The sequence below is a fragment of the Lentzea roselyniae genome (assembly GCF_039537795.1).
Classification (GTDB): domain Bacteria; phylum Actinomycetota; class Actinomycetes; order Mycobacteriales; family Pseudonocardiaceae; genus Lentzea; species Lentzea atacamensis.
The window spans coordinates 441,267-467,399 of sequence record NZ_BAABBE010000002.1 but is presented as its reverse complement, the minus strand read 5'-3'; the positions used below and the strand labels follow the sequence as shown (position 1 = coordinate 467,399).

Below are 26,133 nucleotides of genomic sequence, written 5' to 3'. Positions count from 1 at the left end.
AGTCTACTCGAAAGGAGCGTTGGTCAGTGACCAAGAGAGGTGTCACATGCAGGACGTTGCCGTCGTGGGAGCCGGACCGACCGGGTTGTGGCTCGCCGCAGAACTGAGGCTGGGCGGGGCATCGGTCACGGTGCTGGAGTCCAGAGTGGAGCGGGATCCGAACTCGAAGGCGCTCACGATCCACCCTCGGACGCTGGAGGTTCTCGACAGCCGCGGTGTCGCGGAGCCGTTCCTCGACGAGGGCATCCGGATTCCGGACGGGCACTTCGCGGGTCTGACCCAGCGGCTCGACTTCTCGGTGCTGGACACCCCTTTCCCGTTCACGCTCGTGCTGGTGCAGGCGCGCACGGAGGAACTCCTCGAAGACCGCGCGCGGCGGATGGGCGCGACGATCCGGCGGGGGTGCGAGGTCACCGGACTGGCCGAGGACGGTGTGGTGCTGGCGGACGGAGAAGTCGTGCGGGCCCGCTATGTGGCCGGTTGTGACGGCACGCGCAGCACCGTGCGTGCCGCTGCGGGCATCGACTTTCCCGGCACGGGCCCCACGACGTGGGGCTGGCTCGGTGACGTCGCCCTCGACGCTCCGCCCGAGCGCGGCTTCGCCAACATCACGGGGCCGGACGGCGGGCTGATGGTCGTGCCGCTGCCCGGCGGACTGCACCGGATCGTCGGCGGTGATCCCGGCGCGAACCAGGAGGCGTGGCCCGGTGAGCTCACCCTCGACGAGCTGCGGGCGACGGTCACGCGCATCGCGGGCACGGACTTCGGCCTGCGCGATCCCGTGTGGCTGTCGCGGTTCAGCAACGCGACGCGGCAGGCCGTGAACTACCGCAAGGGCAACGTGCTGCTCGCCGGGGACGCCGCCCACATGCACTTCCCGACCGGCGGGGTCGGTATGAACGTGGGCATCCAGGACGCGCACAACCTCGGGTGGAAGCTCGCCGCGGCCGCCACCGGGCGCGCGGACGAGACGTTGCTCGACACGTACCACGAGGAGAGACACCCCGTCGGCGCGGAGCTGCTCGAACACACGAGGGCGCAGACCGCGTTGATGACCACGTTCTCGCCGGAGGGCCAGGCGTTGCGGGCGGTCATGGGCGGGCTGATCTCGAAGGCGCCGGACATGTCGCGGGAGCTCGCCGAGCGGTTGTCGGGGCTCGGCGTCACCTACGCGACCGGCAGGCGCGTGAGGAACCTGCGGATGCCGGACGGGAGCACGCTCTTCGAGCGCCTGCGAACCGGCGAGCACGTCGCGACCGGCGAAGGGCTCGTGCGCCCGGACGGTCACCTGGCGGCGTGACTATCGGATGCAGGCCTGAGCACGCGCGGCCGGGATGTCGTCGACCGCCACGACCTCGCGCCCGCCGGCCAGCACGAGGTCGCCGTCCGACGCGGCGACGAGCATGGCGCGTTTCTCGGCGGGCGACCTCGCCTGGTGGACCACCCCCAGGCGATCGACGCGAACCAGCGTGACGGACGGATCCGTCACGCGGAACTCCGCGACGCTGCTCAGCCTCCGGACACCGTCCAGGCTGAAGTGGGCGAACTTCGGCATGACAATTGGTCTACACCAATAATCCTCCCCGCGGTAAGGGGCCAGTTCGCGCCGGCCCCTGTGCTCCGCGCCAAATTGGCGTAGACCAATTGACATGCGACTCCGAGCTTGGGCGGTCACGTGCGGACTGTGCGTGTCACTCGCCGTTGCGCCACCCTCCTCAGCCGATCCGCCGACGCCCGGGCCGGGCAGAACGATCACCCTGATCACCGGGGATCAGGTGGTGGAGCACCGAATTCCAGGTGGCACGCGTACTTACGTGCCGCGAGCGGCGCGCGGACGGGAGCAGGTCCAGTTCGTCCAGTACGAGATTCCAGGTCACCACTACGTCGTCCCCGCCGACGCCGCCGAGCTCGTGGCGGCTGGAAAGGTGGACGAGCAACTGTTCGACGTGGCGCAGCTGTTCGCGCAGGACGACGAGCACCTGCGAGTTGTTGTGCAGCACGGCGAGGAAGTCACGTCCCTCGCGGCGGCCGGTGACACGCGGACGCTCGCGAGCCTGCCCGGTTCCGCCCTGCGCGTGCGGAAAGCCGACGCGGCCGCGGCGTGGCCCAAGCTGACCGCTCGCGGCGTCAGCAAGGTGTGGCTCGACCGCAAGGTCCGGGCTTCGCTGCACGAGAGCATGCCGCAGATCGGCATGCCCGCGGCCTGGTCGGCCGGGTACACCGGCAAGGGCGTCAAGGTCGCGGTGCTCGACACCGGCGTGGACGACGGCCACCCCGACCTCGAGGGTGCCGTGGTGGCCGCCCGCGACTTCACCGGCAGCACCAGCGGCACCGCCGATCGGTACGGCCACGGCACCCACGTGTCCTCGATCATCCGCGGCACTGCCGACCGTTATCGCGGTGGTGCGTCCGACACGTCCCTGCTGTCCGGCAAAGTTCTCGACGACTGGGGGTCCGGCTTCCTGTCGTGGGTCGTCGCGGGCATGGAGTGGGCGACCGCGAACGGCGCCAGGATCGTCAACCTCAGTCTGGGCACCGGTGTGCCCAGTGCCGGTGACGACGTCATGTCGGTCGCCGTCGACCGGCTCACCCAGCAGACCGGCGCGTTGTTCGTCGTCTCCGCCGGGAACAACCCCGCCGTGCTGGGTTCGCCCGCCGCCGCACGGGAAGCGCTCACGGTCGGCGCGGTGACCAAGCAGGACGCCGTCGCCGGGTTCTCCGCACGGGGCCCGCGCGCGATCGACAGCCTGCTCAAGCCCGAGATCACCGCGCCAGGCGTCGACATCACCGCGGCACGGGCGAAGGACACCGAGATGGGCGTGCCCGTGGACGACCGCTACACCACGACGTCGGGCACGTCCATGGCGGCGCCGCACGTCGCCGCGGCGGCCGCGGTGCTGGCCGGGAGCCGTCCCGGCTGGCAGGCGCCGGAGCTCAAGGCGGCGCTCATGAGCACGGCGAGGACGGTGGCGGGCGAGACCGTGTACGCGCAGGGCGCCGGGCGGGTCGACGTGGCCAGGCTCGTCCGTCAGAACGTCCACGCGAGCCCCGGCGGCGTGAGTTTCGGCCGGGTCTACGACAAGGCACTGAGCCAGGTCGTGACCGTGCACAACACCGGGCGGTCACCGGTCAGCCTCGGCCTCACCCTGGACGTGCGTGACAGCGCCGGAAACTCCGCTCCGAGCGGAATGTTCGGCACCGACGTGAACCGCGTCGACGTACCGGCCGCGGGCACCGTCCAGGTCACCGTGCACTCGCGGGCCGGCGCCCACGCGCCACCGGGCGACTACGGCGGATGGCTGGCCGGATCGTCCGCCGACGGGAGCGACGCCGTCCGCGTCCCGATCGCGTTGACCAAGGAAGCCGTGCCACATCACGACATCGACCTGGTCACGCTCGACACCGCGGGCAAGCCGGTCACCGGCTACCCGATCTGCGTCAGCCTGGACACGGGTGAACGCTGCCGCACCGTCGAACGCGGTGACGGCCGCCTGTCCGCGCGGGTGCCGGCCGGTCGCCACCTGCTCGCCACGAACGTCTTCGAACCCGGCCCCAGGCCGGACACCTGGCAGGTGTCGGCGATCGTGCGGCCGGTTTGGGTCAGTCAGGACAGCACGTTCGTCCTCGACGCGCGCAACGCGATCCCGTCCAGGGTCGCCGTGGACCGGCCGAGCACCGACCTCGGCGCCATGCTCACCGTCGCCTGCGACACGCCGGCGGGCAAGGCGATGTTCAGCGCCTCGGCGGCACGGCTCGCGGATCTGCGCGTGGCACCGGCCACCGACGAGGCCGAAGCCGGTTGCCGCAGCACGTTTGGCACGGTGCTGGTGTCCGAAAAGGACACCGCGTCGAGCCCGTGGACCTACCACCTGATCTTCCCGTCGACCGGCGACATCCCCGCACCGGTGTGGCAGGCGCACGACGACCAGCTCGCGGTCGTCGAAGCCCGCGGCGCCACACAAGGAGCCGTGCCGCAGCACGCCGTCAAGACCGTCTCACCGATCTCGGACGGGTGGTTCGTCGTCCCGTGGAACTCGCTCGTCACACCACTTCCCGGTGTGCGCACGGAGTACCGCTCCCCCGGGCCGTGGACCTGGTACACCTACTTCAGCACCTACACGGACAACAACGAGACGTTCCTGTCACAGCAGGTCGCCCACACCACGTATCCGGCAGCGGGCCCGCGCGTCGAACGGTGGAACGCCGCGGTGTTCGGACCGAGCCTCGCCCCCGTCGACAGCACGGCCCACCGCTTCGGCAACACCGTGCTCTTCCAGATCCCGCTGTACGGCGACCAGTCACCGGACCACTCGGGCTACCTGCCCGGCATGACCGGCACCGTGTCGCTGTTCCGCGGCCACGACCTGATCGGGCCGGGCTCGATCCCGTTCGGCAACGTCAGCGCATGGGCCCAGGTCCCGGCGGAACCGGGACGCTACCGCCTGGTCGCCGACGCGCAGCAGTCCTCGGCGGGCACCCCGCTGTCACCGCGCATCAGCGCCGAGTGGACGTTCCACTCCGGCCGCGTCGACGACACCACGCAGATCCCGTTGCCGCTGCAGGTGGTCCGGTTCGCGCCGCCGGTCGACGAGCACAACACGGCACCGGCCGGGCAGGAGTTCCGCGTGCCGGTGACCGTGCAACGGGTCACGGGCGCACCGCCGTCGCTCGTGATGGGCATCTCCGTGTTCGCTTCCTACGACGAAGGAACCACGTGGCATCCCGTGCACCCCATCCCCACCGCGACCGGGTGGGACGCGGTGCTGCACCATCCGCCGAACGCACGCACGGTGTCGTTGCGCGCCACCGCGACCGACGCCGGTGACAACTCCGTGCAACAGACCATCGTGCGCGCTTACGAGCTGAGGCAGGCGGGCTAGCCCTTCGGATTGTGCGACATCCTCGCCGGGGCACTCGTGATCGACGCCGCCGGGCACCGCCTGGTGCACGGCGGCGCCGACTTCATCTCGCCGGCGGTTCTCCACGACGTACAGACCACGCTCGAACGGCGGCACGAGGCTTCAGCGGGAGGTCCAGTCGGCTGAGACCTGCCGCCACTCCAGCTCCCACCGCCGCAGCCGCAACCGCGTGTGCGTGAACCGGGTCAGGAGGTACAGCAGCGCCGCCGCGGCCGTCGCCGAGCCCCACACCAGCAGGGCGACCACGATCGCGGTGATCGCGGCCCCCGCGGCGGACAACGGCGGCTCGGTCAGGTCACCGTTCCGGTCGATCCAGATCGGCACGGTGGCACCCGCCATCGCGCCGTGGTGCGCCTGCACCTCGCCTTGCCGCTCCTTCCCGTCCGGTGCGAGCCACGTCGCGCGCACGGGCGTGGTCTCCAGCACCGTGCCGCGGTCATCCACCCGCATGGCGGGCGGGGCGTTCTCGGCGAGCACGGCCTCGGCGCGCTGGCGCGTCGTCTGCTCGGTCTCCACCCGCGTCTGCCGGCTCGCGTGGAGTTCGGAGCCGGCCGCACCCGCGACCGGCACGGCGAGCAGCGCGACGATCACGGCGGCGACCAGCGCCGCGCCTTCGAGGCGATCGCCGGCGGTCGCGAGCTTGTTGCGGCCGGGGAACGCCTGCCGTACGACTCGCGAGAGCAGCTTCGAGCCCATCGTCCACCTCCGCGAGCAAGGTTTCTCCTGACCAGGATCCCACTTCAAGGGCCCTTGGTCACGCCCCGGCAGGTGCCTGATGGCCTGCCGTTCACCCCGCCCATGATCGTCCTTTTCGGACTTCGGAGGCGCACGCGCCGGCTCGCGGTGCGGGAGCTGGAAAGCGACGTGCCACAACGGTTCCTGCTGGCAGAATGGTGAGGCTGCACCCGATGACCGTCGTGGTCGCCGGAGGGTGACCGGCGGTTCCGGCCGTGCGGGAGATCTGGCCTCGGGAGGATGATGACCATGGCGATCACCGCGAGGCAGAGCCAGGCGCTGCACGACCTCACCACGCGGGGAGTGCTGTCGGCCGACCAGGAAAGCGCCGTACGCGACGCACTCGAGGAGACCGGTGCGCCGCCGCGGGTCGCCGATCGGGTCACCGAGCTGGCCGCGTACGTCGGCGGCGGGCTCGTCCTCGGCGGGGCCGCGCTGCTGCTCGGGCTGTCCTGGGAAGACATGTCCCGCCTCACCAGGGTCGGGGTGCTCGGGGCGGCCACTGTTCTGCTGTTGGTCGCGGCCGTGGCGGTGGGCGGCCGTTCGGTGCGCGCTGTCACCGGTGTCCGCCGGCGCGTCGTCAGCACGTTGTTCTCGCTCGCCGTCGTGACGGCGGCGTCACTGCGGGAACCGCGGTGTCGTCTCGCGAGTTCGTCGTGGGTGCCACAACGGGTTTCGTCGTCGCGGTCGCCGCGTACCTGCTGGTGCCCACGGCGCTGGCCTGCCTCACCCTCGCCGCGGCGGCGATCGCCACGGTCATCGCGTGGACCACCGAGTACGCCGCGGACGTCCCGCTCGTGGTCGGTGTGGCGTTGTTCGCGCTCGGGCTGATCGGCGCTCTGTTGTCCCTTGTGGACGTTCTGCGACCGGTGCCGCTCGCGCTGGCGGTCAGTGCCGCGACCGCGTTGTTCGGCGCCCAGCAACCGTTGGGCAGCAACGCATGGGTGACCTACGCGCTCACCGCCGGGCTCGCCGTGGCCTGCTTCGCGGCCTATCTCGGTGTGCATTCGACGGTGTTGCTCGTGGCGGGCGTGGTGGCCACGACCATCGTCGTGCCGGAGGTGGTGTGGGACCTGACCGATGGTGCCGTCGGCGGAGGCGTCCTGCTCCTGGTGGCGGGTGCCGTGCTGCTCGCCACCAGCCTGGTGAGCACGTGGTTGCGCCGCCATCGTTGATTTGGCCCCTTATGTCTTCTCGTGCCGCAGCAAGAAACTGCTGACATGAGCGACTATCGAAGATCAGTGGTACCAGTGCTCCTGGTGACCGCGGGCCTGGTGCTCTGGCCCACGGGCACGGCGGCAGCGCAGCCGCAGACGTGCAACGGCCTGACCGCCACGCACGTCGGCACCAACGGACCGGACGTCGTGTTCGGCACCAACGGGCCGGACGTCATCGTGACGCTCGGCGGAGACGACGTGGTGTTCGGCCTCGCTGGCAACGACACCGTCTGTCTCGGGGCCGGCGCGGACGAGTTCTTCGGCGGTGCGGGCAACGACTGGGCCTCCGGTGAAGCCGGCGCCGACACCCTCAACGGCGAGGCGGGCAACGACACCCTCCTGGGCGGCGACGGCCCGGACCGCCTGGACGGCGCGGCCGGCAGCGACATCCTCAACGGCGGCGCGGCCGCCGACACCATCGAGGGCGGCGCCGGCGACGACACGGTCAACGCGGGAGCGGGCGCGGACTCCGTGAACGGCGGTGAGGGCGCTGACACCCTCAACGGCCAGAACGGCGCCGACCGCATTGAAGGCGGAAACGGCAACGACCGCATCAACGGTGGCGCGGGCGTTGACGACCTCGACGGCGGTGCCGGCAACGACATCGTCAACGGTGGCGCGGGGAACGACACGCTGACCGATCCGTCCGGCCTGGACGTCGGCGACGGCGGCGCGGGACCGGCCGACCGCTGCGACTCGCGGTTCGAGTCGCTGTCCGGCTGCGAGATCATCTTCTGACCGGGGGACCGCCGTCGAACCGGCACCCGGCCTGACCCGTGATGAGCGGAGCGTTCACCGGCCCGAGGTTGATGAACGCTCTCCTCACTCCGTCGAGCGGCCTGGCCGCACATGTCGTCGGACTCTGCCCCACACTCCGGAAGCTGCGGATCCTCAGGCACATGACATACGACGTGACACTCACCGAGCTGGCCTCCACCGGCACCTGCCATCAGCGGGTGCACACGACGGCGGCCGGCATCGCCAGTGCCGTCGGCCGAGGACTGCAGGACCTCTACGAGTTCGCCGCGCGCGCCGCGGTGACACCCGCCGGACCACCGCAGCTCAGCTTCCCGGACCCGGCGCCCGGCCGGGAGCTCGACCTCGACCTCTGTCTGCCGATCTCCGGCAGACCCGAGAAGAGCGGCGACATCGACGTCGTCGTTCTGCCGGAAGGGCCGGTCGCGCTGACGTTCCACCACGGCCGGTAGGACGAAATCGGCGCCGCGTACGAGGCCGGGTTCGCGCATCCACGCGAACACGGCCGCGAACAGGCGGCGCCGGCGCGAGTGCTGTACCTCACGGGACCAGACACACCACGGTTCCCGACGACTACCTCACCGAGGTGGTCGTGCCGTTGCGCCGCAACTGACCGGCGGCGCGCCGACGCTCACGCCATGACGACGACCTGACGCACGGCCTCCCCGGACGCGAGCCTCGCGAACCCCTCGTTGATCTCGCTGAGCCCCAGCCGCCCGGACAGCAGCCCGTCGACCGGCAACCGGCCCGCCCGGTACAGGTCGACGAAGCGCGGCACGTCCCGGCGCGGCACGCAGGAACCCAGGTAGCTGCCCTTGAGCGTGCGTTCCTCCGCGACGAGGTTCAGCGCGGGCAACGTGATCGTGCGGTCCGGGTGCGGCAGTCCGACCGTGACGGTGGTGCCGCCGACGGCCGTGGCGGCGTACGCCTGTTCGAGCACCGCCGCGACGCCCGTGGTGTCGATGACCTTGTCCGCGCCGCCGCCGGTCAGGTCCCGCACGTGGCTCACCACCTCGGAGCCGCCGGCGGCCTCGTGCGTCGCGCCGAGGGTGAGGGCCAGAGTGCGCTTGTGGTCGACGACGTCCACCGCCACGATCTGCGTCGCGCCCGCCGTCGCCGCCGCGAGCACGGCGGCCAGCCCGACGCCGCCCAGGCCGAACACCGCGACCCGGTCCCCCGGCACGACCTGCGCGCTGTAGAACGCCGCGCCCGCACCGGTCAGCACGGCGCACCCGAACAGCGCGGCGATGTCGAGCGGCAGGTCCGGCGGCACGAGCGTGGCGGAACGGCCGGAGATCACGGTGTGCTCGGCGAAACCGGAGACGCCGAGATGGTGGTGTGGCCGGGTGCCGTCCGGGAGCGTCCACCGGCGGTGCCCGCCCAGCAGCGTGCCGTCGCGGTTCGCGACGGCGCCCGGTTCGCACAACGCCTGGCGGCCGGACGCGCACCGGCGGCAGGCGCCGCACGCCGGGACGAACGACAGCACGACGTGGTCGCCCGGCGCGAACTCCGCGTTCGGGCCCGCCTCGACGACCTCGCCCGCCGCCTCGTGCCCGAGCACCATGGGCAGCGGCCGGATCCGCGAGCCGTCGATCACGGACAGGTCGGAGTGGCACAGGCCGGTGGCGTGCACGCGCACCAGCAGTTCGCCGGGACCGGGCGGGTCGAGCTCGAGGTCGGTGATCTCCAGCGGCCCGCCGACAGCGGTCAGCACCGCGCCCCGCGTCTTCACGCGACCACCAGGCCTTCCATCGCCGTGCGCAGCTGCGCGGGGATCTCCACCGGCTTGCGGGTCGTCCGGTCGACGAACACGTGCACGAAGTGGCCTTCCGCCACGACGTCGTCACGTCCCTCGAAGTAGAACCCGACCTCGTAGCGCACGCTCGACCGGCCGAGGTGCCCGATCCGCAGCCCGCCGTCCAGCGCGTCTGGGAACGAGACCGAGGCGCGGTAGTTGCAGTGGGACTCCACGCACAGGCCGATCACGGTGCCGTCGTGGATGTCCAGGCCCGCGCCGATCAGCCACGTGTTGATCACGGTGTCCATGAACGCGTAGTGGACGACGTTGTTCACGTGCCCGTACACGTCGTTGTCCGCCCACCGGGTCGGAATCCTCTGCCAGTGCCGGTAACCGTCGCGCACACGACCTCCAGTCTCAACCGAGTCTCCTGGTGAGCTCGACCCTCGACCGCACGCCGAGCCGCGCGAAGATGTTGCGCAGGTGGTGCTCGACCGTGCGGTGGCTCAGGAACAGCTGCGCGGCGATCTCGCGGTTCGTCGCGCCTTCCGCGACCAGGCGGGCGATCTGCGCCTGCTGCGGCGTCAGCTCGGACCGGGGCAGCGGCGCGCCGGTCGGCTCCCCCGCCGCGCGCAGCTCGGCGCGAGCACGGGTCACCCAGTGGTCTGCCTGGTAGGACTGGAAGATGCGCATGGCGTCGCGCAGGTGTTCGCGCGCCACCTTGGGTTTGCGCCCGCGCCGCAGCCGGTTGCCGTACAGCAGCTCGGTCTTCGCGAGCTCCATCGCGGTGCCGCTTGCGCGGTGCAGCCGGATCGCTTCCTCGAAGTGCTCGTCGGCCGTGCCGTGAGCCAGCAGCGCGTGGCAGCGGTGCGAGAGCGCCAGCCGGGCCGCGCTGCCGGTGGCACCGGCCCACTTCTCGTACCTGCGGAGCGCTCTGTCCCCTGTGGACGGTTCGCCGCACGCGACGGCGGCCTCCACGACGTGCGGTGCGGCCATCACCTTGATGCCGACGTGACCGGAGTGCAGCCGCAACCGGCCCAGTGCGTCGGCCGGCCGGTCCCGTGTCAGGTCGACGCACGCGAAAGCCCACGCGCGCAGTGTGCCGGGCCGGATCAGCCCGCGCTGGGTGATGTGCTCGGTGGCGGTGCCGATGCGTTCCAGCGCGCTGTCCGCGTCCCCGCGCAACGCCGCGAGCAGCGCGAGGATCGTCAGGTGGTCGACCACCGCGTTGTGCTGGCCGATCGCGGTCGCCGCGTGCACGCCCTCGGTGGCCGCCGTGAGCGCCGCGTCGTGCTGGTCCAGCAGCAACGCCGACAGCGCCCGGTACACCAGCGCCCACGGCACCAGCGCGATCAGTCCGCACTCCCGCGCCGACGTGACCGCGCTGGTCGCCATCTCGTGCGCACGGGCGGCGTCGCCCAGCACGTACGCGGCCTGGCTCGCCCAGATCCGCGCCTGCGGTCCCGGGACCTGGCCGGCGAGCTCGACCACCTCGCGCAGCACGGGCAGGGCCTCGTCGTGCCGTCCGGCGAACGTCGCGGACATCCCGATCAGGTGGTCGAGCGTGAGACGGGTGGCGGGCGACTCGTCGTCGCGGAGGATCTCCCTCGCGAACTCCGCCGCCTCGGCGTGCCGGCGCTGGTCACCCGCGATGTTCGCGGCCTCGCCGGCGAACCCCAGCGCGGCCACCGCGAGCGAGCGCCGGGTGCCCGCCAGGCTCTTCGCGGCCCGGACCAGGCGGTCGGCGGCCACGTCCGGCAGTCCCTCACCCAGTTCGATGCCGCCGGCCAGCAGGTCCGTGAGCGCCGTCAGCTCCGGGTTGTCGGTCAGCCGGACGGCGGTGCGCAGGACGGCCCGCGACCGGTGCGGCGCACCGTGCGACCAGTGGTCCGAGGCGGCGTTCAGCAGGCGCCGCGCCTTCACCTCGGGATCGGCGGTGAGCTGGGCCGCGCGGTCGTGGTCGCGGGCCGCGGTGGCGAAGTCACCGCACCGGCGAGCGCGTTCGGCGTGCGCGGTGAGCACCTCCGCGAGCGCGGTGTCCTGGCTCGTGACCGCCTCGTGCCAGGTGCGGCGAGGTCCCGGTGGCAGGATCGCCGCCAGCTCTGCGTGTGCCTCGCGGCGCAGCTCCAGCGGCACTTCCGCGCGCAGCACCGACCGGACGAGCCTGCGCGGATCGAGCAACGAACCCGCTTCCACCACGGCATCGAGGTCCAGCGCGGCCAGAGCCTCGGCGTCGAGCTCCTCGTCCACCGCGGCCAGCGCGACGACGTGCCGTGCGCGACGCGACAGCGCGTCGAACCGGGCACGCCACCGGATCCGCAGCGAGCTGTTCGCCGGCAGCACCTCTGGCGGCGGCGCGGTGCCCCCGAGCTGGGCGGGCGTGAGGGACTCCGCCAGCTCGACCAGCGCCAGCGGGTTCCCGCAGGCCAGGTCGGCGAGGTCCACGGCGAGGGTGGCGGGCACACCCGGCACCAGGTCGTGCAGCACGCGCAGGCTCGTCGAGCGGTCCAGCGGGTCGAGGGTCACGCTCGGCAGCCCGCGCGGCTCGCCCTCGCTGGCGATGAGCAGCGCGGCCCGTGTGCCGGTGACGTCGCGAGCGAGCCGCAGGAGGTCGTCGTCGAGAGCGAGGACGTCCAGGCACAGCAACGCGTCGTAGCTGTCCCGTACGGCGTTCAGCAGCGCGGTCTTGCCCGAACCGGCCTCACCGCGCAGCACCAGCACCCCGCCGCACCCGACGCGCGCACGGCTGATCAACGCGTCGACGGCGACGCGCTGCCGGTCACGACCACGCAGCATCGGGCCAGTCTTACGGCCCCCGGACGGCCCGCGGAAGGGGTCACGGCGAAATTCACCTACCGCTGTTAGTTTTGTGCCCGAAGTTTCTCGGTCAAGACCGGTGGTTGCACCGATGCGGACCGCACGACAGGGGTTGCAGGGTCGAGAACGTCCTCTCAGTTCCCTGCCGAATGAGGAGTACAACGCCGTGCAACTCCGTTCACTGATCCCGATCGCGCTCTCACTGCTGCTGGTCGGCGGCACCGCGCACGCCGCCGACAACCCGTACGAGCGCGGCCCCGCCCCCACCACCGCGAGCATCGAGGCGGCACGCGGCCCGTTCGCCATCTCGCAGACCTCGGTGTCGTCGCTCGTCGGCGGCTTCGGCGGCGGCACGATCTACTACCCGACCAGCACCGCGTCCGGCACGTTCGGCGCGGTGGCCATCTCGCCCGGTTTCACCGGCACGCAGGCCACCATCGCGTGGCTCGGCCCGCGCATCGCGTCCCAGGGCTTCGTGGTGTTCACCATCGACACGACCACGGTCTTCGACCAGCCCGACAGCCGCGCGACGCAACTGCTCGCGGCGCTGGACTACCTGACCCAGCGCAGCGACGTGCGGTCGCGGGTCGACGCCACCCGGCTCGGCGTCATGGGTCACTCGATGGGCGGTGGCGGCAGCCTGCGCGCCGCCGCCCAGCGCCCGGCACTGCAGGCGGCGATCCCGCTGACCGGCTGGCACACCACGAAGAACTGGTCGACGGTGCGGGTGCCGACCATGGTGATCGGCGCCGAGAACGACTCCATCGCGCCGGTCGCACAGCACTCCGAGCCGTTCTACACGTCACTGCCGTCCACTTTGGACAAGGCGTACCTGGAGCTCAACAACGCCTCGCACCTGGCACCGAACACGTCCAACACGACGATCGCCAAGTACAGCATCTCGTGGCTCAAGCGGTTCATCGACAACGACACCCGCTACGAGCAGTTCCTCTGCCCCGCCCCACGTCCCGGCACCCTGATCGAGGAGTACCGCGACACCTGCCCGCACTCCTGATCCGAGCACGGGTCGCGGCACGGCGCCGCGACCCGTTCTCAGGAGAGCGCCGCCGGTTCCCGGTGCGGGGTCCAGCGCAGGTGGACGTTCCGGTCGGGAGCGTCCGCCCGCAACAGCGACAGCCGCGGCCGGACGGCGTCGGTGCGCGACGTCGGCGGCTTGCGGCTGCCGGCCTGGAACTGGACGGGCCACTGCGCCCCGGCGCCGCGGTAGTCCTGTTCGGCCGCCGCGTGCAGGGTCCAGTGCGGGTCGTACAGGTGCGTGCGGCCGATCGCGCACAGGTCGGCGCGGCCCGCCAGCAGGATGGAGTTCACGTCGTCGTAGGACGCGATGGCACCGACCGCGATGACCGCCGTGCCGGTGGCGGCGGCGACCTCGTGCCGGATCCGGTCGGCGAACGGGGTCTGGTACGAGCGGCCGTACGCCGGCCGCTCCTCCCTGGCGACCTGCCCCGACGACACGTCGATCCCGTCCGCCCCGTGCGAGATGAAGGCACGGGCGATCTCTACCGCGTCGTGCTCGGTGTTGCCGCCGCTGATCCAGTCGGTCGCGGAGACGCGCACGATCATCGGCCGTTCGGCCGGCCACGCCGCGCGAACCGCGTCGAACACCTCCAAGGGGTACCGCAGCCGGTTCTCCAACGAGCCGCCGTAGGAGTCGGCGCGCTGGTTCGCGATCGGCGAGAGGAACGACGACAGCAGGTAGCCGTGCGCACAGTGCAGTTCGACCAGGTCGAAACCCGCTTCGGCACCACGCCGGGCGGCGGCGGCGAACTCGGCGGTGATCCGGTCCATCTCGTCGCGGCCGATCTCGCGCGGCACAGGCGATCCCGGCCCGTACGGCAGTGGCGACGGACCGACGGTCTCCCAGTTGCCCTCCGGCAGCGGGTCGTCCATGCCCTCCCACATCAGGCGCGTCGAGCCCTTGCGGCCGGAATGCCCCAGCTGCAGACCGATCCGGGCGGTGCTGCGCTCGTGGACGAACGACACGATCCGCGCCCAGGAGTCGCGCTGCTCGTCGTTCCACAGGCCGGTGCAGCCGGGCGTGATGCGGCCCTCCGGCGAGACGCAGACCATCTCCGTCATCACCAGCCCCGCCCCGCCCATCGCCTTGGACCCGAGGTGGACGAGGTGGAAGTCGCCCGGAACGCCGTCGACGGCCGAGTACATGTCCATCGGCGAGACGATCACCCGGTTCTTCAGCTCCAGCTGTCCCAGGCGGAACGGCTGGAACATCGCCGGCGCGGTGCTCTCCAGCCCCTGCGAGGCGGCGAAAGCGGCATCGACGCGGTCGGCGAAGTCCGAGTCGCGGGTGCGGAGGTTGTCGTAGGTGATCCGGCGGGACCGCGTCAGCAGGTTGAAGCAGAACCGGGTCGGCTCCTGCCCCACGTACATGCCGATGTTCTCGAACCATTCCAGCGACGCCTGCGCGGCTCGTTGCGTGGACTCCACGACGGGACGCCGCTCGGTCTCGTACGCCGTCAGCGCCGTCTCGACGTCCGGGTGCTCGTGCAGGCACGCGGCGAGAGCGAGCGAGTCCTCCATCGCGAGCTTGGTGCCGGAGCCGATCGAGAAGTGCGCGGTGTGCGCGGCGTCGCCGACGAGGACGAGGTTGCCGTCGTGCCAGCGCTCGTTGCGCACGGTGGTGAAGCTCAGCCACTTCGAGTTGTTCGCGAACACCTGGTGGCCCGCCAGTTCCTCGGCGAACAGCTCGCGGATCCGCTCGACAGCGGACATGTCGGAGACGCCGGGAGGAAACTCCTCGGCGGTGTCGAATCCGGCGCGGCGCCAGACGTCCTCGTGCATCTCGACGATGAACGTGGAACCGGTGCCGGAGTACGGATAGCCGTGGACCTGCATCGTGCCCCACTCGGTGTCCCTGATGAAGAACTGGAACGCCTCGAAGACCCGATCGGTGCCGAGCCACATGTACCTGTTGTGGCGGCGGTCCAGGGTGGTGCGGAAGCTGTCCGGAAAGGACTGTCGCACCAGCGAGTTGACGCCGTCCGCCCCGACCACCAGATCGTGCGACTCGCGCAGCCGGTCCGCGGCGGGGGCGGGTGTCGAGAAGTGCACCACCACACCGAGATCACGGCATCGCCGCTGCAGCAGGCCGAGCAGCTCCTTGCGCCCCATCGCCGCGAAGCCCTGACCACCCACGGTGTGGCTCTCGCCCCGGTAGTGGATGTCGATGTCCGTCCACCTGGCGAACCTGCGCGCCATGGCGTCGGCGAACTCGGGGTCGGCGTTCTCGATCCCGCCCAGGGTCTCGTCGGAGAACACCACGCCGAAGCCGAACGTGTCGTCCGGGGCGTTGCGTTCCCAGACGGTGATCTCGTGGCGCGGGTCGAGCTGCTTCATCAGCGCGGCGAAGTACAGGCCACCGGGGCCACCGCCGACGACAGCGATCTTCACGTGAGCACCTCGTCCTCGACGATCTTGCGGAGTGCGAAGCGCTGCAGCTTGCCGCTCGCGTTGCGCGGCAGCGAGTCGCGGAACCGCACGTCGCGCGGGTACTTGTAGGGGGCGATGGTCCGCTTCACGTGGTCCTGGATCTCCCTGGCCTTCTCGGCGTCGGCCGGCACGCCCTCCCGCAACACCACGAAGGCGCACACGACCGAGCCGCGTTCGTCGTCGGGCTTGGCCACGACGGCGGACTCCACCACGTCGGGATGGGTGTCGATGGCCTCCTCGACCTCCGGCCCGCCGATGTTGTACCCGGAGGACACGATCATGTGGTCGCTGCGGGCGTGGTAGTGGAAGTAGCCGTCCTCGTCGCGGTGGAACACGTCACCGGTGACGTTCCAGCCGTTCACCACGTAGTCCCTCTGCCGCGCGTCGTCGAGGTAGCGGCAGCCGACCGGGCCGATGACCCCCAGCCGCCCCGGCTCACCGGGGCCGAGCTCCTCGCCCTCGGGGCCGAGCACGGTCGCGCGGTAACCGGGCACCGGCTTCCCGGTGGCGCCGGGCCGGATGTCGTCGCCGGCGGCCGAGATGAAGATGTGCAGCAGCTCGGTGGCGCCGATGCCGTCGATCACCCGGAGCCCGAGCCGCTCGCGCAGCCGTTCCCAGGTCTCCCGCGGGATGTGCTCACCGGCCGACACCGCGCCGCGCAGGCCCGCGAGCTTCTGCTCCGCGCCGTCCCGCAGAATCGCCTTGTACGCCGTCGGTGCCGTCGCGAGCACCGTGACCCCGTGCTCTGCCACCAGATCCGCGATCTGCGCCGGAGTGGCGGCCTCGGTCAGCAGCGCGCAGGCGCCAGCTCGCAACGGGAAGACCACGAGCATGCCCAGGCCGAAGGTGAAGGCGAACGGCGCCGTGCAGGCGACGAGGTCGTTCTCGTTCAACCGCAACACGTGCCGGCCGAACGTGTTGTCGATCGACAGGACGTCGCGGTGGAAGTGCGCGGTGATCTTGGGCGCCCCGGTGCTGCCGGACGTCGGCGCCAGCAGCGCCACGTCGTCGGCGGCGGTGTCCACGGCGGTGAACTCCCCCGGCTTGGTTCCCGCACGTGCCGCGAGGTCGTCGTACTCCACGACCTCCAGCGACGACAGCATGGTGCGCACGTCCTCGGTGAACCTGTTGTCCACCAACGCGATCGACGGGCGTGTCCGCTCCAGGACCGGCGTCAGTTCACGGCCTCGCAACGCCACCATCGTGGTCACGACGACACCGCCGGCCTTGAGCACGCCGAGCCACGCGGCCACCGTCCACGGGTTGTTGGGCGACCGCAGCATCACCCGTTGTCCCGGCACGAGTCCGAGGTCCTCGGTGAGCACGTGAGCGACCTGGTTGGCACGGGTCCGCAGCTCGCCGTAGGACCACACCTCCCCGGCGGGCGTGCGCAGCGCGGGCCGGTCGGGTCCGAACTTCGCCACCGGGACATCGATGAGCTCGGTGGCGGCGTTCAGCCGCTCCGGGTAGTTCAGCTCCGGTGTCGTGAACTCGATCGTCGGCCACAACTCCGCGGGCGGGAGGTGGTCACGAGCGAAGGTGTCCATGCTGAGTCCTTCCGGCGGCAGGTCAAGCGGCGCGGATCATGCCCTCCTGGGCAACGGTGGCGAGATGACGGTGATCGCGGGTGAAGAAGCGGCCGTACCCGAGGCCGCGTCCCCCGTCCGCGGCGACCGCTTCCTGGGTGTAGAGCAGCCAGTCGCCGACCGGCCCCTGGCGGTGGAACCACATGGCGTGGTCGAGGCTCGCGGTGACCAGTCCCGGCTGCGCCCACGGCAGGTCGAGCACCCGCAGGACGGGCTCCAGGATCGTGTAGTCGCAGACGTACGCCAGCGCGGCGAGGTCCCGTTGCGCGTCGGTCAGTCCCTCGACCGGGCGCAGCGGGTCGAACGGCCTGACCCATACCGCCTGGTGCGGGACGCGCTCGCCCTCGACCGCGAGATAGACGGGGCCGGGCACGTGCCGCATGTCGAAACTCCGGCCACCGGACCAGTACGCCTTCGACACGTCGGTCATCGAGCCGCCGCTGCGCCCGGCGAGGTAGTCCGCCGAACCGGGCAGCTCCTCCGGTCCGGGCACACCGCCGGCGAACTCGGCCTGGAAGCTGCCGCCGGCCTCGCCGGCCGCGAAGTTCGCCAGGCAGACGTAGAGGGGCTTGCCGTTCTGGTAGCCGCGCACCTGACGGGTGCTGTAGCCACGGCCGTCGCGCAGCAGCTCCACCTCGTAGCGCACCCGGGCGCCGATGTCGGCCGGGCGCAGGAAGTAGCTGTGCATCGAGTGCAGCGTCTTGCCGTCGGTCACCGATCGCATGGCGGCGGCAGCCGCGGCGGCGACCAGGTCACCGCCGTACGCCTTGGGCCACGGGCAGGGCTGGGTGACGGCGGTGAAAGCCAGGTCGAAGTGCTGCGGCTCGGCCTCGTCCAGGGTGATGGCCGACGTGAACACCGCCGACGTCGCGAGGGTCCCGGCGGTCATCGGGTCAGCCAATCGCGCAGCTCCTCGTCCGGGACGTCGTCGAGGTTGACGACGATGTTCTCCGGCGTCCGCGTCGTCATCCACGTCAGGGGCTTGTTGCGCGAGAGGTTGCACTCGATGTGCGGCATGAACGGCGGCACGAAGACCCAGTCGCCCTCCTCCATGTCGACGTAGTCCTCGAACTTCTCGCCGAAGTAGATCCGCGCCCGCCCGGAGAGGACGTAACCGCCGGTCTCCGCCTCACCGTGGTGGTGGGTGACCGAGCGGTAGCCGGGTTCGTTGGTGACCTTGCCGAACCACAGCTTCGTCGCCGGGGTGTGCTGGATGCTCACGCCGGAGATCCGGATCGCGCCGCCGGAGTTCGCGGTGTCCGGGTTCTCCATGCCGCCACGCGTCACCACCGGGGCGACCAGACCGCTGGGCAGCCGGTACATCGAGTTGTCGCCTTCGAGCTGGTACTTGCTCAGGTCGGGCTCCATATATCGCATTCTTCACCGCCGTCAGATATTGTCAATACGCATGAGGCCAGTAGCAGTGAACCCGCCGAGCCTTCCCGTCCCGAGCGGCTACTCACACGGCACGCTCGCGGGCAACACGCTCCACCTGGGCGGGCAGACCGCCCTCGACGCGGACATGAAGATCGTCCCCGGCGGCATCGTCGAGCAGTTCCGCCAGGCGTTCGGCAACGTGCTGACCACGCTGCGCGAAGCGGGAGGCGAGCCGGAAGACCTGGTCAGCATCACGATCTACCTCACAGACATCCCGGACTACCAGGCCCACGGCAAAGAGATCGGCAAGGTGTGGCGCGAGCTCGCCGGCCCCGTCTACCCCGCCATGGCGGGCATCGGCTGCACCGCCCTGTGGCAGCCGGAGGCCCTCATCGAGATCCTCGGCGTGGCCGTGATCCCCGACCACCGCCTGCGCAATCCATAGCGGTTTCATGATCAGCGAAATGGGGACGCGATAGTGAAACTCGCTGCTGTGACCGTCGACGGCGTCCGCCGTGCCGGTGTCGTGGACGAGGCGGAGCAGTCGATCGCCCTGCTGCCGGCCACCGTCGACGACATCGTCCGGGGCAGGCCGGCCGGTGCCCGCGGCGATGTCCTGCCGCTGGCCGAGGTCCGCCTGGAGTCGCCGCTGCACCGCTTCAACCGCGACATCCTGTGCACCGGCTGGAACTACCTGGACCACTTCGAGGAGTCGAAGGGCAAGCGCGAGGGGCAGGATCCCGCTTCCCTGCCCGAGCGCCCGACGTTCTTCACCAAGGGCCCGGACACCGTCATCGGCCCGGCCGACGACATCGCCTACGACCCGGGCCTCTCCACGAAGTGGGACTACGAGGCCGAGATCGCGATGGTCATCGGCCGCGACGGCCGGTCGATCCCCGAGGAGAAGGCCATGGACCACGTGTTCGGCTTCCTCGTCGCCAACGACGTCTCCCTGCGCGATCTCCAGCGCGCGCACGGCGGACAGTGGCTCAAGGGCAAGAGCGTCGACGCCACCATGCCGCTCGGCCCGTGGCTGACGACGGCCGACGAGGTGGACGACCTCGCGAACCTGCAGGTGCAGTGCGAGGTCAACGGCCGCCTGCTGCAGAACGCCTCCAGCGGGCAGATGGCGTTCTCCTTCGCCCGGATCATCGCCGAGCTCAGCCAGGGCATGACGCTGCGCGCGGGCGACGTCATCCTCACCGGCACGCCCAGCGGCATCGGGAGCGCCCGTGAGCCGCAGATCTTCCTGCAGGACGGCGACGTGGTGGTCACGCGGGTCAGCGGGCTGGGCGAGCTGCGCAACACCGTTAAACTCACCCGCGGTTGATCACGGGCATGGACGAGGAGACGGCACTGAACGTCGCGCTGAACAGCGGCGCCGAGGTGGACACGGCCGCCCCCGCCGGGCGCGACCGGCTCGGCCCGCTCATCATCACGATCTTCGGCCTGTACGCGCGCGGCGAGCACAACTGGCTCTCGGTGGCGTCCGTCGTGCAGCTCATGGCCGATCTCGGCGTCGAAGGCCAGGCCGTGCGGTCCTCGATCTCCCGCCTGAAACGCCGTGGCGTGGTCCGCAGCGAGCGCCGCGACGGCGCCGCCGGGTACGCGCTGGCCGAACCGACCCTCGAAACGCTCGCGGAGGGCGACGCCCGGATCTTCGAACGCAGGCGGGCGACCGCCGGGGACGGATGGCTCGTCGTCGTGTTCTCCGTGCCAGAGTCCGAACGCGAGAAGCGCCACGCGCTGCGCACCAGCCTGACCCAGCTCGGCTTCGGCACCGCGGCACCGGGGGTGTGGGTGGCGCCGGGCAACCTCGCCACCGAGACCCGCCGGACCCTGGAACGCCGCGGGCTGGCCGAGTACGTCGACATCTTCACCGGCCACCACTTCGCGTTCGGGGACCTGCGGTCGAAGGTGCGGGCGTGGTGGGACCTGGACGAGCTGGCCGACCTGTACGCGGACTTCGTGCGCCGCCACCGCCCCGTTCTCGACGCCGTCGCGGACCGCGTCACGACCCCGGAGCAGGCTTTTCAGCTCTACGTGCCGATGCTGACCCAGTGGCGGCGCCTGCCCTACAGCGACCCGGGGCTGCCCCTGTCGCTGCTTCCGCCCGGCTGGAACGGCGTCACCGCGGAAGCGCTGTTCGAGCAGCTCAACACCACGCTGAGCGCACCGGCGCGCGAGCACGCCCTGGCCGTGATCCACGGCCACGCCTGAACGTGCAGGAGTGAGATCGGTGGCAAACGGGTAATGGGAGGAAGCCGTGCACGTGCATGTCAGCGCGGTAGGCCTGCCTCCGGGTGGACCGGCCGGTTCCGGCCCGGGAAGTTGAGCACTGCAGCGACCCGGCGCCGGTCCGGTTCCGGCCCGTGGCCGTACCATGCCTTGAGCGCGTCAAGCAGTCGGCGTCGTGGACTCCACTTGACGGAGGAAGAGGTACCACGGCATGGCTTACGAGGCGACCCACTCCGCATCCACGCCCTCCACCAACGGGGATCGCCCCGATCCGCTCGAGCGCCTGGACGAGACGGCCGAAGCCCTTGTGGTGCTGCGCGACGCTCTGACCGGCGAGGAACCGCTCGACAACGCGCTGCAGCGGCTGGCCGACACCGCGGCCAGGGCGGTGCCGGACGCCGACGCGGTGACCATTTCCCTGGTGACGGCGGAGCAGCCGCAGACGGCGGCCACGACCGACACCGGACTGGTCGGCGTCGACGAGGAGCAGTACCGCGCCAACCGCGGGCCGTGTCTCGAGTCCGTGAGAACCCGGCAGGTCGTGCGCGCGGTCGTGGGCGAGCACGTCGACGAGTGGCCGGAGTTCGAGGCGGCGGCGGCCGGGCACGGGATCCGCGCCTACCTGTCGGTGCCCGTCCTGCTGCCCTCGGCGGACGAGGCCACCGCACAGCTCATCGGCTCGCTCAACATCTACAGCCACACCGCGGAGGCCTTCGACCCGTTCGACGAAGGCCTGATGCGGCTGTTCACCACGGCCGCGTCGGCGGCGATCAGCGGCGCTCACCGGTGGCAGCGCTCCCGCGAGCACATCACCCAGCTGGAGCAGGCGCTCGTGTCCCGTGCCGCCATCGACCAGGCGAAGGGCGTGCTGATGGCGGTCCACAGCTGCACGGCGGACGAGGCGTTCGCCATGCTCGTGCAGCGTTCGCAGCACGAGAACGTCAAGCTCCGCGACGTCGCGAAGAACCTGCTCGACACCGTGACTCGCGGCGACTGACCGGGGCCGGCTCGCGCGGTCACCCCGGGTCCGGTACGACCTCGGAGACACGTGAGCGCGCCGGCCACCGCTCCCGGCGCGCCTTGCACGTGATCAGGTCAGTTCTGCCTGGACTTCAGGAAGCTGATGTACGACTCCGCGGCGGCGCGCGCCCTCTCCCGCAGCGCCTGCGGATCCGTCGCCGCGGCGGCCTTGATCTCCTCGCAGCTGGCAGCGAGCGCGTCCGGACCCAAGGTGGACAGGGCCAGGTCCGGCAGCTCGCTCTTCAGGCAGCGGGTCGCCCGCCCGACGGCATCGGGGTTGCAGTAGTCGTCCGGCGAGTAGCACTTCTCGACGGCGCCGTCCAGGACCGGCTTGCCGCGGGCGTAGACCAGCTCCAGGCCGCCGAGCCCCTGCACGGCCTTGGGCAGCACGACGTCCTTGAGCTCCTGGACGTCCCTGCGGTCTGTTCCCGGTTGGAGCTGGGCGGCGCAGACGCGGGACATGAACTCCTCGCGCGTGATCTTCGTCAGTGCGCCGACGGTGTCGCTGAAGTTGCCGAGGCAGGCGAGCGCGTTCGCCGCGGTGGGAGCGAGCACCAACGGAATCGCCGCACACAAGGCGGCGAACGCGGTAGTCCTGGCCTTCATGTCGTCCTCCTGGGACTTGGAGCCGATCGGTCAATCCCCGGTACCCGCGAGATCACGAAAAGCACGGCGCGGGGCCAGGATCAACCGCATCAAGTGATGGTGAACTCATGCTCCACTTTGGAGTCCAGCAACAATGACGTCGCGTTGCGGACACGGGCGAGTCACCCGGTTTCCGTCGTGGTGATCGCTGAGCATCGACGAGAACTTCCACCCGATCCAGTGTGGACAGATCACCCGCCGTGACGCGATGTCGTCCACGACCGCGGCCGCCAGGACCGCGCTGTCCTCCAGTTCGGTGACGACGAGGCCGGCCCGCCGCAGCCACCGGCGCCGTGGTCGTGCAGTCGCCGCGCGGTGACTCACCTCTGGTCGGCGCTGCGTTCCTCGCGCGCCTTTTCGATGCGCTCCTCCAGCGCCTCGAACCACTCCTGCCCCTGCTCGCCGCAGCTGTCGCGGATCTCGCACTTGAGCTCGGACGTGTTGGCGTTGAGCGTGCGGACCATCTCCAGTCCCTGATCGACCTGGACACGCAGCTCGCCGTGCGAACGAGCCAGGGCGTCCGCGGCGGCGTACATCTCGGCGCGTGCCCGCCTCGCCACGACCCGATGCGGGGCGAACCGCGCGCGGCGCACCAGGTACGACATCGTGTGCAGCGACGTCTGCGCGGACTGGTACGTCAGGTGGGCGGTGTCAGCGCACTGGTACGACTCGCGGTGGAACGTGCGCAGGGCGTAAAAGTCGGTGTCCGGGCGTTGTCCCGGCCGTCCCGGTCCGCTCGACCCCGCGCTCGGACGGCCGGCCGGGCCGGTGCCCCGCGCGCGGATCTTCGTCAGGCGCGCCTGCACCTGTGCTGCCTGCCGGCGCACCCGCTCGTTCTCCGCGCGGACGCGACGCAACGCGCGGTCCGCCTCCGCGGCCGCGGAGCGCACCTCCTGGACCGTGACCCGCTGGGGTCGGCGGTCCCACAGCCTGATCGCGACGAGCGCGCCCACACCGGCCAGCGCCGTGAGGGCGAGCGGGCCCATGCCGTCCTCGATGACGTGCTCACCGGACCTCAGCTTCAGGAAGGCGACCACGTTCATCGCGCCGAGCAGCACCCCGGACCGCGCCAGCAGCCCCAGCCACCGCTTGATCACCGGCGTGCCCCGGCCACGCAGCCGTCCGTCGCGCCTCAGCGCCACCGGACCAGCACCAGCGCCACCGGCACCGAGCCCGCCGAGGCCCACAGCCATTCCGACAGGTACGGCGCCTGGACGGGAGAGCCACCGGCCGCCACGTGCGCCGCGATCGCGGGCGACACCAGCAGCATGAGCAGCGGCAGGCCGAAGAACAGCAGGAAGAGCAGGATGGCACAACCACCGCGGCCGCTACGCCCGCGCGCCACAGCTCAGCACCCCGCCTTCATCGGCGGGTTCCGCGCTTGCCCGGTGCCCGTCCAGGACTGCGCCGCTGGGGCGCCAGCGCCGTCGCGCCGGATCCGTTGAGCACCTTGTCGATGACCTCGGCCACCCCGCCGGTGAGACCGGTGTGGTGCTGGACCAGCATCGTGGTGAAGTGCTGGGTCAGCTCGATGTAGGCGCGGCGCTCCGCCAGCGGCAGCCCCGGCTTGACGGTCTCGCGCTGCATGTTGACCATGCACTCGCGCAGCGCCCGCGCGCTGTCGTCGGCCCTCCCGAGTTCCTTCCGCATCTGCCGCAGTGAGGCGCTGGACTCCTTCCTGCGCTGGTCCAGCAGCTTCAGGGTGATCTCCTTGGCGTCGGCCGCCAGGTTCTCCTCGAGCCTCACCCTGCGCATCTCGGCGTCCAGGGCATAGGACTCGGCGACGTGCCGGCCGGCGGGACCCAGCGGTTTGAGCGACTCCGCGATGCGGGACACCGACTCGGTGAACCCCACGTGGTCGCCGGTCATGCGGATCAGACCGTTCGCCACTCAAACCGCCTTCCGCGCGAGCGTTCGTGGCGCGGCAGAGGCCGGCCACGGCTGGTTGATCCAACCGGCCGCACGGGACGTTACAAGATCCCGGTCGCAGCGGTGATCACGCTGCGTAACAGGTGCTCGAACTGCTCCGATAGCAGTAGCAGCAGGGGAGGCACGCGTCCGAACTTGGTTGTGCCTCACGGCGGAACGCGGCGGGGCCGCCTCATCCCGACCACGTTCCCGGCGACCGTCGGCAGCGACGCGACAGGGATCGTCGACGAGGTCGGTGAGGGCGTCAGCGGTGTCGAGATCGGCGACCGGGTGTTCGGACTGGGGCAGGGCACCACGGCCGAGTACGCGATCCGCCGCGACGTCCCCGCCGGGCACCTCCCTCGGTGTGAAGCGGGGGCCGTTGGGAGTCCGCGGGGTCATCCGGTCGGCGCGGTAGGTGCGCCAGTCCTCGTGTTCGGGGCTCCATCCGACGAGGTACCAGCGGCCGGCCCTGACCACGAGGTGGTGCGGCTGCACGCGGCGGGGCGGCCGCGGTCCGGTGTCGTCCGGGCGGCCCGGTGAGCGGTAGTCGAAGCGCACCTCCTCACGGGCGCGGACGGCACCGCTCAGGGCGAGCACCACGTCGGTGTCCACCTGAGGACCAGTTGATCCGACCGCGGTGATCTCCAGGGCGTCGACGCGCCGGCGCAGGCGGGCCGGCAGCACCTGGCGCACGGTGACCAGGGCGCGGGCGGCGGATTCCTCGATGCCCGCCCCGCTGCCCACGGCGATCCGCAGCGCCACGGCGAGCGCGATCGCCTGCTCCTCGTCGAACAGCAGGGGCGGCACCTCGCTGCCCGCCTCGAGCCGATAGCCACCGTCCGGCCCCTTGACCGCGTGGACGACGTAGCCGAGCTCGCGCAGCCGGTCGACGTCACGGCGCACCGTCCGTTCGCTTACGCCCAGCCGCTCGGCGAGCAGACCTCCCGGCCAGTCGCGGCGGACCTGCAGCATCGACAGCAACGCGAGCAGCCGGCCGGACGTGGCCGTGGAGGAGGCGATCGGCATGTTCCCAGCCTCGCACGAGTAGCGGACGTTCCCTGTCCTCTACTGCTGACATCGTCGTTCTCGCCGCCGGAAACCTCCGGCGACGACAACCACTTCCGAAGGACCGGACACGATGTCGATCAACGCTGTCGCCCACCTGAACTTCCGCGGCCAGGCCAGGGAGGCCCTGGAGTTCTACCAGTCGGTGTTCGGAGGCGAGGCCACCATCGCCACCTACGGCGACTTCGGCCTGCCCGCGGAGCTGCCCGGCGCCCGGCACGTGGTGTTCGGCCAGGTCGTCGCCGACAACGGATTCCGGGTCATGGCCTACGACGTGCCGGGCGAGCACACGCCACGGCCGCAGGGCGGGCCCACCACGCGCCGGGAGAACGGCACCACGATCACCGAGGAGCCCTTCTTCCTGTCCGTGCGCGGCGAGACCGTCGAGGAGGTCGCCGCGCACTGGAAGGGCCTCGCCGACGGCGCGACGGTCATCGAGGACTTCGGTCCCGCGCCGTGGTCACCCGCTTTCGGCATGCTCACCGACCGGTACGGCGTCACCTGGATCCTGGACGTCGCTGCCTGAGGACACCCAGGTCCACTTTGGACAGTCCAGGGGTCACGGCGCTGGCGACAACCCGCCTGGCCGTGGCCCTGCGGCGGCACGGTTGCCATAATCGGTTGTCACTGCCCTGCGACCC

At 71.1% G+C, this 26,133-nt stretch carries 24 protein-coding genes and 2 pseudogenes; 12 read left to right on the top strand and 14 right to left on the bottom strand.

The window, feature by feature from the left end:
* The first annotated feature begins 46 nt into the window (after nt 1–46).
* A complete protein-coding gene (locus tag ABFX45_RS05085) occupies nt 47–1,300 on the top strand; it encodes an FAD-dependent monooxygenase (protein WP_109636811.1) in 1,254 nt (417 codons plus the stop codon).
* On the opposite strand, the gene ABFX45_RS05080 is transcribed toward ABFX45_RS05085, so the two are convergent.
* Nucleotides 1,301–1,555 carry a hypothetical protein gene (locus tag ABFX45_RS05080; protein WP_109636810.1) on the bottom strand — a complete coding sequence of 85 codons (255 nt, stop codon included), beginning with the start codon at nt 1,553–1,555 and terminating at the stop codon, nt 1,301–1,303.
* A 259-nt stretch (nt 1,556–1,814) separates the two neighbouring features.
* On the opposite strand from ABFX45_RS05080, the gene ABFX45_RS05075 reads away from it, so the two are divergent.
* Nucleotides 1,815–4,880 carry a S8 family peptidase gene (locus tag ABFX45_RS05075; protein ID WP_346127976.1) on the top strand — a complete coding sequence of 1,022 codons (3,066 nt, stop codon included), beginning with the start codon at nt 1,815–1,817 and terminating at the stop codon, nt 4,878–4,880.
* A 141-nt stretch (nt 4,881–5,021) separates the two neighbouring features.
* Here the strand turns inward: ABFX45_RS05075 and ABFX45_RS05070 are convergent, their stop codons facing one another.
* The gene (locus tag ABFX45_RS05070) at nt 5,022–5,615 is read right to left on the bottom strand and encodes an Rv1733c family protein (protein ID WP_346127974.1); all 594 of its coding nucleotides are present in this window, start codon (nt 5,613–5,615) and stop codon (nt 5,022–5,024) included.
* Between the two features lie 674 nt (nt 5,616–6,289).
* On the opposite strand from ABFX45_RS05070, the gene ABFX45_RS05065 reads away from it, so the two are divergent.
* From ABFX45_RS05065 to ABFX45_RS05055, 3 genes are all read left to right on the top strand, one after another.
* Nucleotides 6,290–6,829 (top strand): hypothetical protein, encoded by a 540-nt coding sequence (locus tag ABFX45_RS05065; protein ID WP_346127972.1) that lies wholly within the window; start codon nt 6,290–6,292, stop codon nt 6,827–6,829.
* Nucleotides 6,830–6,874: 45 nt separating this feature from the next.
* Nucleotides 6,875–7,609 (top strand): calcium-binding protein, encoded by a 735-nt coding sequence (locus ABFX45_RS05060; RefSeq protein ID WP_109636805.1) that lies wholly within the window; start codon nt 6,875–6,877, stop codon nt 7,607–7,609.
* Between the two features lie 161 nt (nt 7,610–7,770).
* Entirely contained in the window at nt 7,771–8,079 is a 309-nt protein-coding gene (locus tag ABFX45_RS05055) for a GyrI-like domain-containing protein (protein WP_346127970.1), read from the top strand.
* A 179-nt stretch (nt 8,080–8,258) separates the two neighbouring features.
* On the opposite strand, the gene ABFX45_RS05050 is transcribed toward ABFX45_RS05055, so the two are convergent.
* The 3 genes from ABFX45_RS05050 to ABFX45_RS05040 are packed head-to-tail and all read right to left on the bottom strand — an operon-like array spanning nt 8,259 to nt 12,161.
* Entirely contained in the window at nt 8,259–9,359 is a 1,101-nt protein-coding gene (locus tag ABFX45_RS05050) for a zinc-binding dehydrogenase (protein ID WP_109636803.1), read from the bottom strand.
* A complete protein-coding gene (locus tag ABFX45_RS05045; protein WP_346127967.1) occupies nt 9,356–9,769 on the bottom strand; it encodes an acyl-CoA thioesterase in 414 nt (137 codons plus the stop codon). The genes ABFX45_RS05050 and ABFX45_RS05045 overlap by 4 nt, the downstream gene beginning before the upstream one ends.
* Nucleotides 9,770–9,782: 13 nt before the next feature.
* On the bottom strand, nt 9,783–12,161 hold the full coding sequence (locus ABFX45_RS05040; RefSeq protein ID WP_109636801.1) for a LuxR family transcriptional regulator: 2,379 nt from the start codon (nt 12,159–12,161) through the stop codon (nt 9,783–9,785).
* A gap of 187 nt (nt 12,162–12,348) precedes the next feature.
* Here ABFX45_RS05040 and bdeA point away from each other — a divergent pair, with 187 nt between their 5' ends.
* Complete coding sequence (gene bdeA, locus ABFX45_RS05035; protein ID WP_407656916.1) at nt 12,349–13,197, top strand: bis(hydroxyethyl) terephthalate hydrolase; 849 nt, start codon at nt 12,349–12,351, stop codon at nt 13,195–13,197.
* 38 nt (nt 13,198–13,235) lie between these two features.
* Here the strand turns inward: bdeA and ABFX45_RS05030 are convergent, their stop codons facing one another.
* From ABFX45_RS05030 to ABFX45_RS05015, 4 genes are read right to left on the bottom strand one after another with little or no spacing between them, the layout of a single operon-like run.
* Entirely contained in the window at nt 13,236–15,611 is a 2,376-nt protein-coding gene (locus tag ABFX45_RS05030; RefSeq protein ID WP_346127965.1) for a bifunctional salicylyl-CoA 5-hydroxylase/oxidoreductase, read from the bottom strand.
* Complete coding sequence (locus ABFX45_RS05025) at nt 15,608–17,197, bottom strand: AMP-binding protein (protein WP_346127963.1); 1,590 nt, start codon at nt 17,195–17,197, stop codon at nt 15,608–15,610. The genes ABFX45_RS05030 and ABFX45_RS05025 overlap by 4 nt, the downstream gene beginning before the upstream one ends.
* Nucleotides 17,198–17,219: 22 nt before the next feature.
* On the bottom strand, nt 17,220–18,125 hold the full coding sequence (locus ABFX45_RS05020) for an acyl-CoA thioesterase (RefSeq protein WP_346127961.1): 906 nt from the start codon (nt 18,123–18,125) through the stop codon (nt 17,220–17,222).
* Complete coding sequence (locus ABFX45_RS05015; protein ID WP_109636796.1) at nt 18,122–18,604, bottom strand: cupin domain-containing protein; 483 nt, start codon at nt 18,602–18,604, stop codon at nt 18,122–18,124. The genes ABFX45_RS05020 and ABFX45_RS05015 overlap by 4 nt, the downstream gene beginning before the upstream one ends.
* 40 nt (nt 18,605–18,644) lie before the next feature.
* Here ABFX45_RS05015 and ABFX45_RS05010 point away from each other — a divergent pair, with 40 nt between their 5' ends.
* From ABFX45_RS05010 to ABFX45_RS04995, 4 genes are all read left to right on the top strand, one after another.
* Complete coding sequence (locus ABFX45_RS05010; RefSeq protein ID WP_346127958.1) at nt 18,645–19,058, top strand: RidA family protein; 414 nt, start codon at nt 18,645–18,647, stop codon at nt 19,056–19,058.
* A 33-nt stretch (nt 19,059–19,091) separates the two neighbouring features.
* Nucleotides 19,092–19,943 carry a fumarylacetoacetate hydrolase family protein gene (locus tag ABFX45_RS05005; RefSeq protein ID WP_346127957.1) on the top strand — a complete coding sequence of 284 codons (852 nt, stop codon included), beginning with the start codon at nt 19,092–19,094 and terminating at the stop codon, nt 19,941–19,943.
* Nucleotides 19,944–19,951: 8 nt separating this feature from the next.
* Complete coding sequence (locus ABFX45_RS05000) at nt 19,952–20,833, top strand: PaaX family transcriptional regulator (RefSeq protein ID WP_346127955.1); 882 nt, start codon at nt 19,952–19,954, stop codon at nt 20,831–20,833.
* Between the two features lie 229 nt (nt 20,834–21,062).
* Entirely contained in the window at nt 21,063–21,848 is a 786-nt protein-coding gene (locus tag ABFX45_RS04995) for an ANTAR domain-containing protein (RefSeq protein ID WP_346127953.1), read from the top strand.
* 98 nt (nt 21,849–21,946) lie between these two features.
* Here the strand turns inward: ABFX45_RS04995 and ABFX45_RS04990 are convergent, their stop codons facing one another.
* The 4 genes from ABFX45_RS04990 to ABFX45_RS04975 form a co-directional block, all read right to left on the bottom strand.
* A complete protein-coding gene (locus tag ABFX45_RS04990; RefSeq protein WP_112225318.1) occupies nt 21,947–22,477 on the bottom strand; it encodes a hypothetical protein in 531 nt (176 codons plus the stop codon).
* A gap of 359 nt (nt 22,478–22,836) precedes the next feature.
* The gene (locus ABFX45_RS04985; protein WP_346127950.1) at nt 22,837–23,658 is read right to left on the bottom strand and encodes a hypothetical protein; all 822 of its coding nucleotides are present in this window, start codon (nt 23,656–23,658) and stop codon (nt 22,837–22,839) included.
* The gene (locus ABFX45_RS04980; RefSeq protein WP_346127948.1) at nt 23,649–23,861 is read right to left on the bottom strand and encodes a hypothetical protein; all 213 of its coding nucleotides are present in this window, start codon (nt 23,859–23,861) and stop codon (nt 23,649–23,651) included. The genes ABFX45_RS04985 and ABFX45_RS04980 overlap by 10 nt, the downstream gene beginning before the upstream one ends.
* Nucleotides 23,862–23,878: 17 nt before the next feature.
* Nucleotides 23,879–24,406, bottom strand: a complete 528-nt coding sequence (locus ABFX45_RS04975) for a hypothetical protein (protein ID WP_109636789.1) — start codon at nt 24,404–24,406, stop codon at nt 23,879–23,881.
* 210 nt (nt 24,407–24,616) lie between these two features.
* Between ABFX45_RS04975 and ABFX45_RS04970 the strand changes: the two are divergent.
* A pseudogene (locus tag ABFX45_RS04970) lies at nt 24,617–24,757 on the top strand (alcohol dehydrogenase catalytic domain-containing protein); the annotation flags it as partial.
* Nucleotides 24,758–24,760: 3 nt separating this feature from the next.
* On the opposite strand, the pseudogene ABFX45_RS04965 reads toward ABFX45_RS04970, so the two are convergent.
* Nucleotides 24,761–25,453 (bottom strand): annotated as a pseudogene (locus ABFX45_RS04965) (helix-turn-helix transcriptional regulator); the annotation flags it as partial.
* 112 nt (nt 25,454–25,565) lie between these two features.
* On the opposite strand from ABFX45_RS04965, the gene ABFX45_RS04960 reads away from it, so the two are divergent.
* Entirely contained in the window at nt 25,566–26,018 is a 453-nt protein-coding gene (locus ABFX45_RS04960) for a VOC family protein (RefSeq protein ID WP_346127946.1), read from the top strand.
* The last annotated feature ends 115 nt before the right edge of the window (nt 26,019–26,133 follow it).

Excerpts from the sequence above, each read along its gene's own strand:
- ABFX45_RS05060 (WP_109636805.1), top strand. The coding sequence starts at position 6,875 with ATGAGCGACTATCGAAGATCAGTGGTACCAGTGCTCCTGGTGACCGCG.
- ABFX45_RS05085 (WP_109636811.1), top strand. The coding sequence starts at position 47 with ATGCAGGACGTTGCCGTCGTGGGAGCCGGACCGACCGGGTTGTGGCTC.
- ABFX45_RS05040 (WP_109636801.1), bottom strand. The coding sequence starts at position 12,161 with ATGCTGCGTGGTCGTGACCGGCAGCGCGTCGCCGTCGACGCGTTGATC.
- ABFX45_RS05070 (WP_346127974.1), bottom strand. The coding sequence starts at position 5,615 with ATGGGCTCGAAGCTGCTCTCGCGAGTCGTACGGCAGGCGTTCCCCGGC.
- ABFX45_RS05000 (WP_346127955.1), top strand. The coding sequence starts at position 19,952 with ATGGACGAGGAGACGGCACTGAACGTCGCGCTGAACAGCGGCGCCGAG.
- ABFX45_RS05055 (WP_346127970.1), top strand. The coding sequence starts at position 7,771 with ATGACATACGACGTGACACTCACCGAGCTGGCCTCCACCGGCACCTGC.
- ABFX45_RS05010 (WP_346127958.1), top strand. The coding sequence starts at position 18,645 with ATGAGGCCAGTAGCAGTGAACCCGCCGAGCCTTCCCGTCCCGAGCGGC.
- ABFX45_RS05020 (WP_346127961.1), bottom strand. The coding sequence starts at position 18,125 with ATGACCGCCGGGACCCTCGCGACGTCGGCGGTGTTCACGTCGGCCATC.
- ABFX45_RS05015 (WP_109636796.1), bottom strand. The coding sequence starts at position 18,604 with ATGGAGCCCGACCTGAGCAAGTACCAGCTCGAAGGCGACAACTCGATG.
- ABFX45_RS04990 (WP_112225318.1), bottom strand. The coding sequence starts at position 22,477 with ATGAAGGCCAGGACTACCGCGTTCGCCGCCTTGTGTGCGGCGATTCCG.
- ABFX45_RS05080 (WP_109636810.1), bottom strand. The coding sequence starts at position 1,555 with ATGCCGAAGTTCGCCCACTTCAGCCTGGACGGTGTCCGGAGGCTGAGC.
- ABFX45_RS05025 (WP_346127963.1), bottom strand. The coding sequence starts at position 17,197 with ATGGACACCTTCGCTCGTGACCACCTCCCGCCCGCGGAGTTGTGGCCG.
- ABFX45_RS04960 (WP_346127946.1), top strand. The coding sequence starts at position 25,566 with ATGTCGATCAACGCTGTCGCCCACCTGAACTTCCGCGGCCAGGCCAGG.
- ABFX45_RS04995 (WP_346127953.1), top strand. The coding sequence starts at position 21,063 with ATGGCTTACGAGGCGACCCACTCCGCATCCACGCCCTCCACCAACGGG.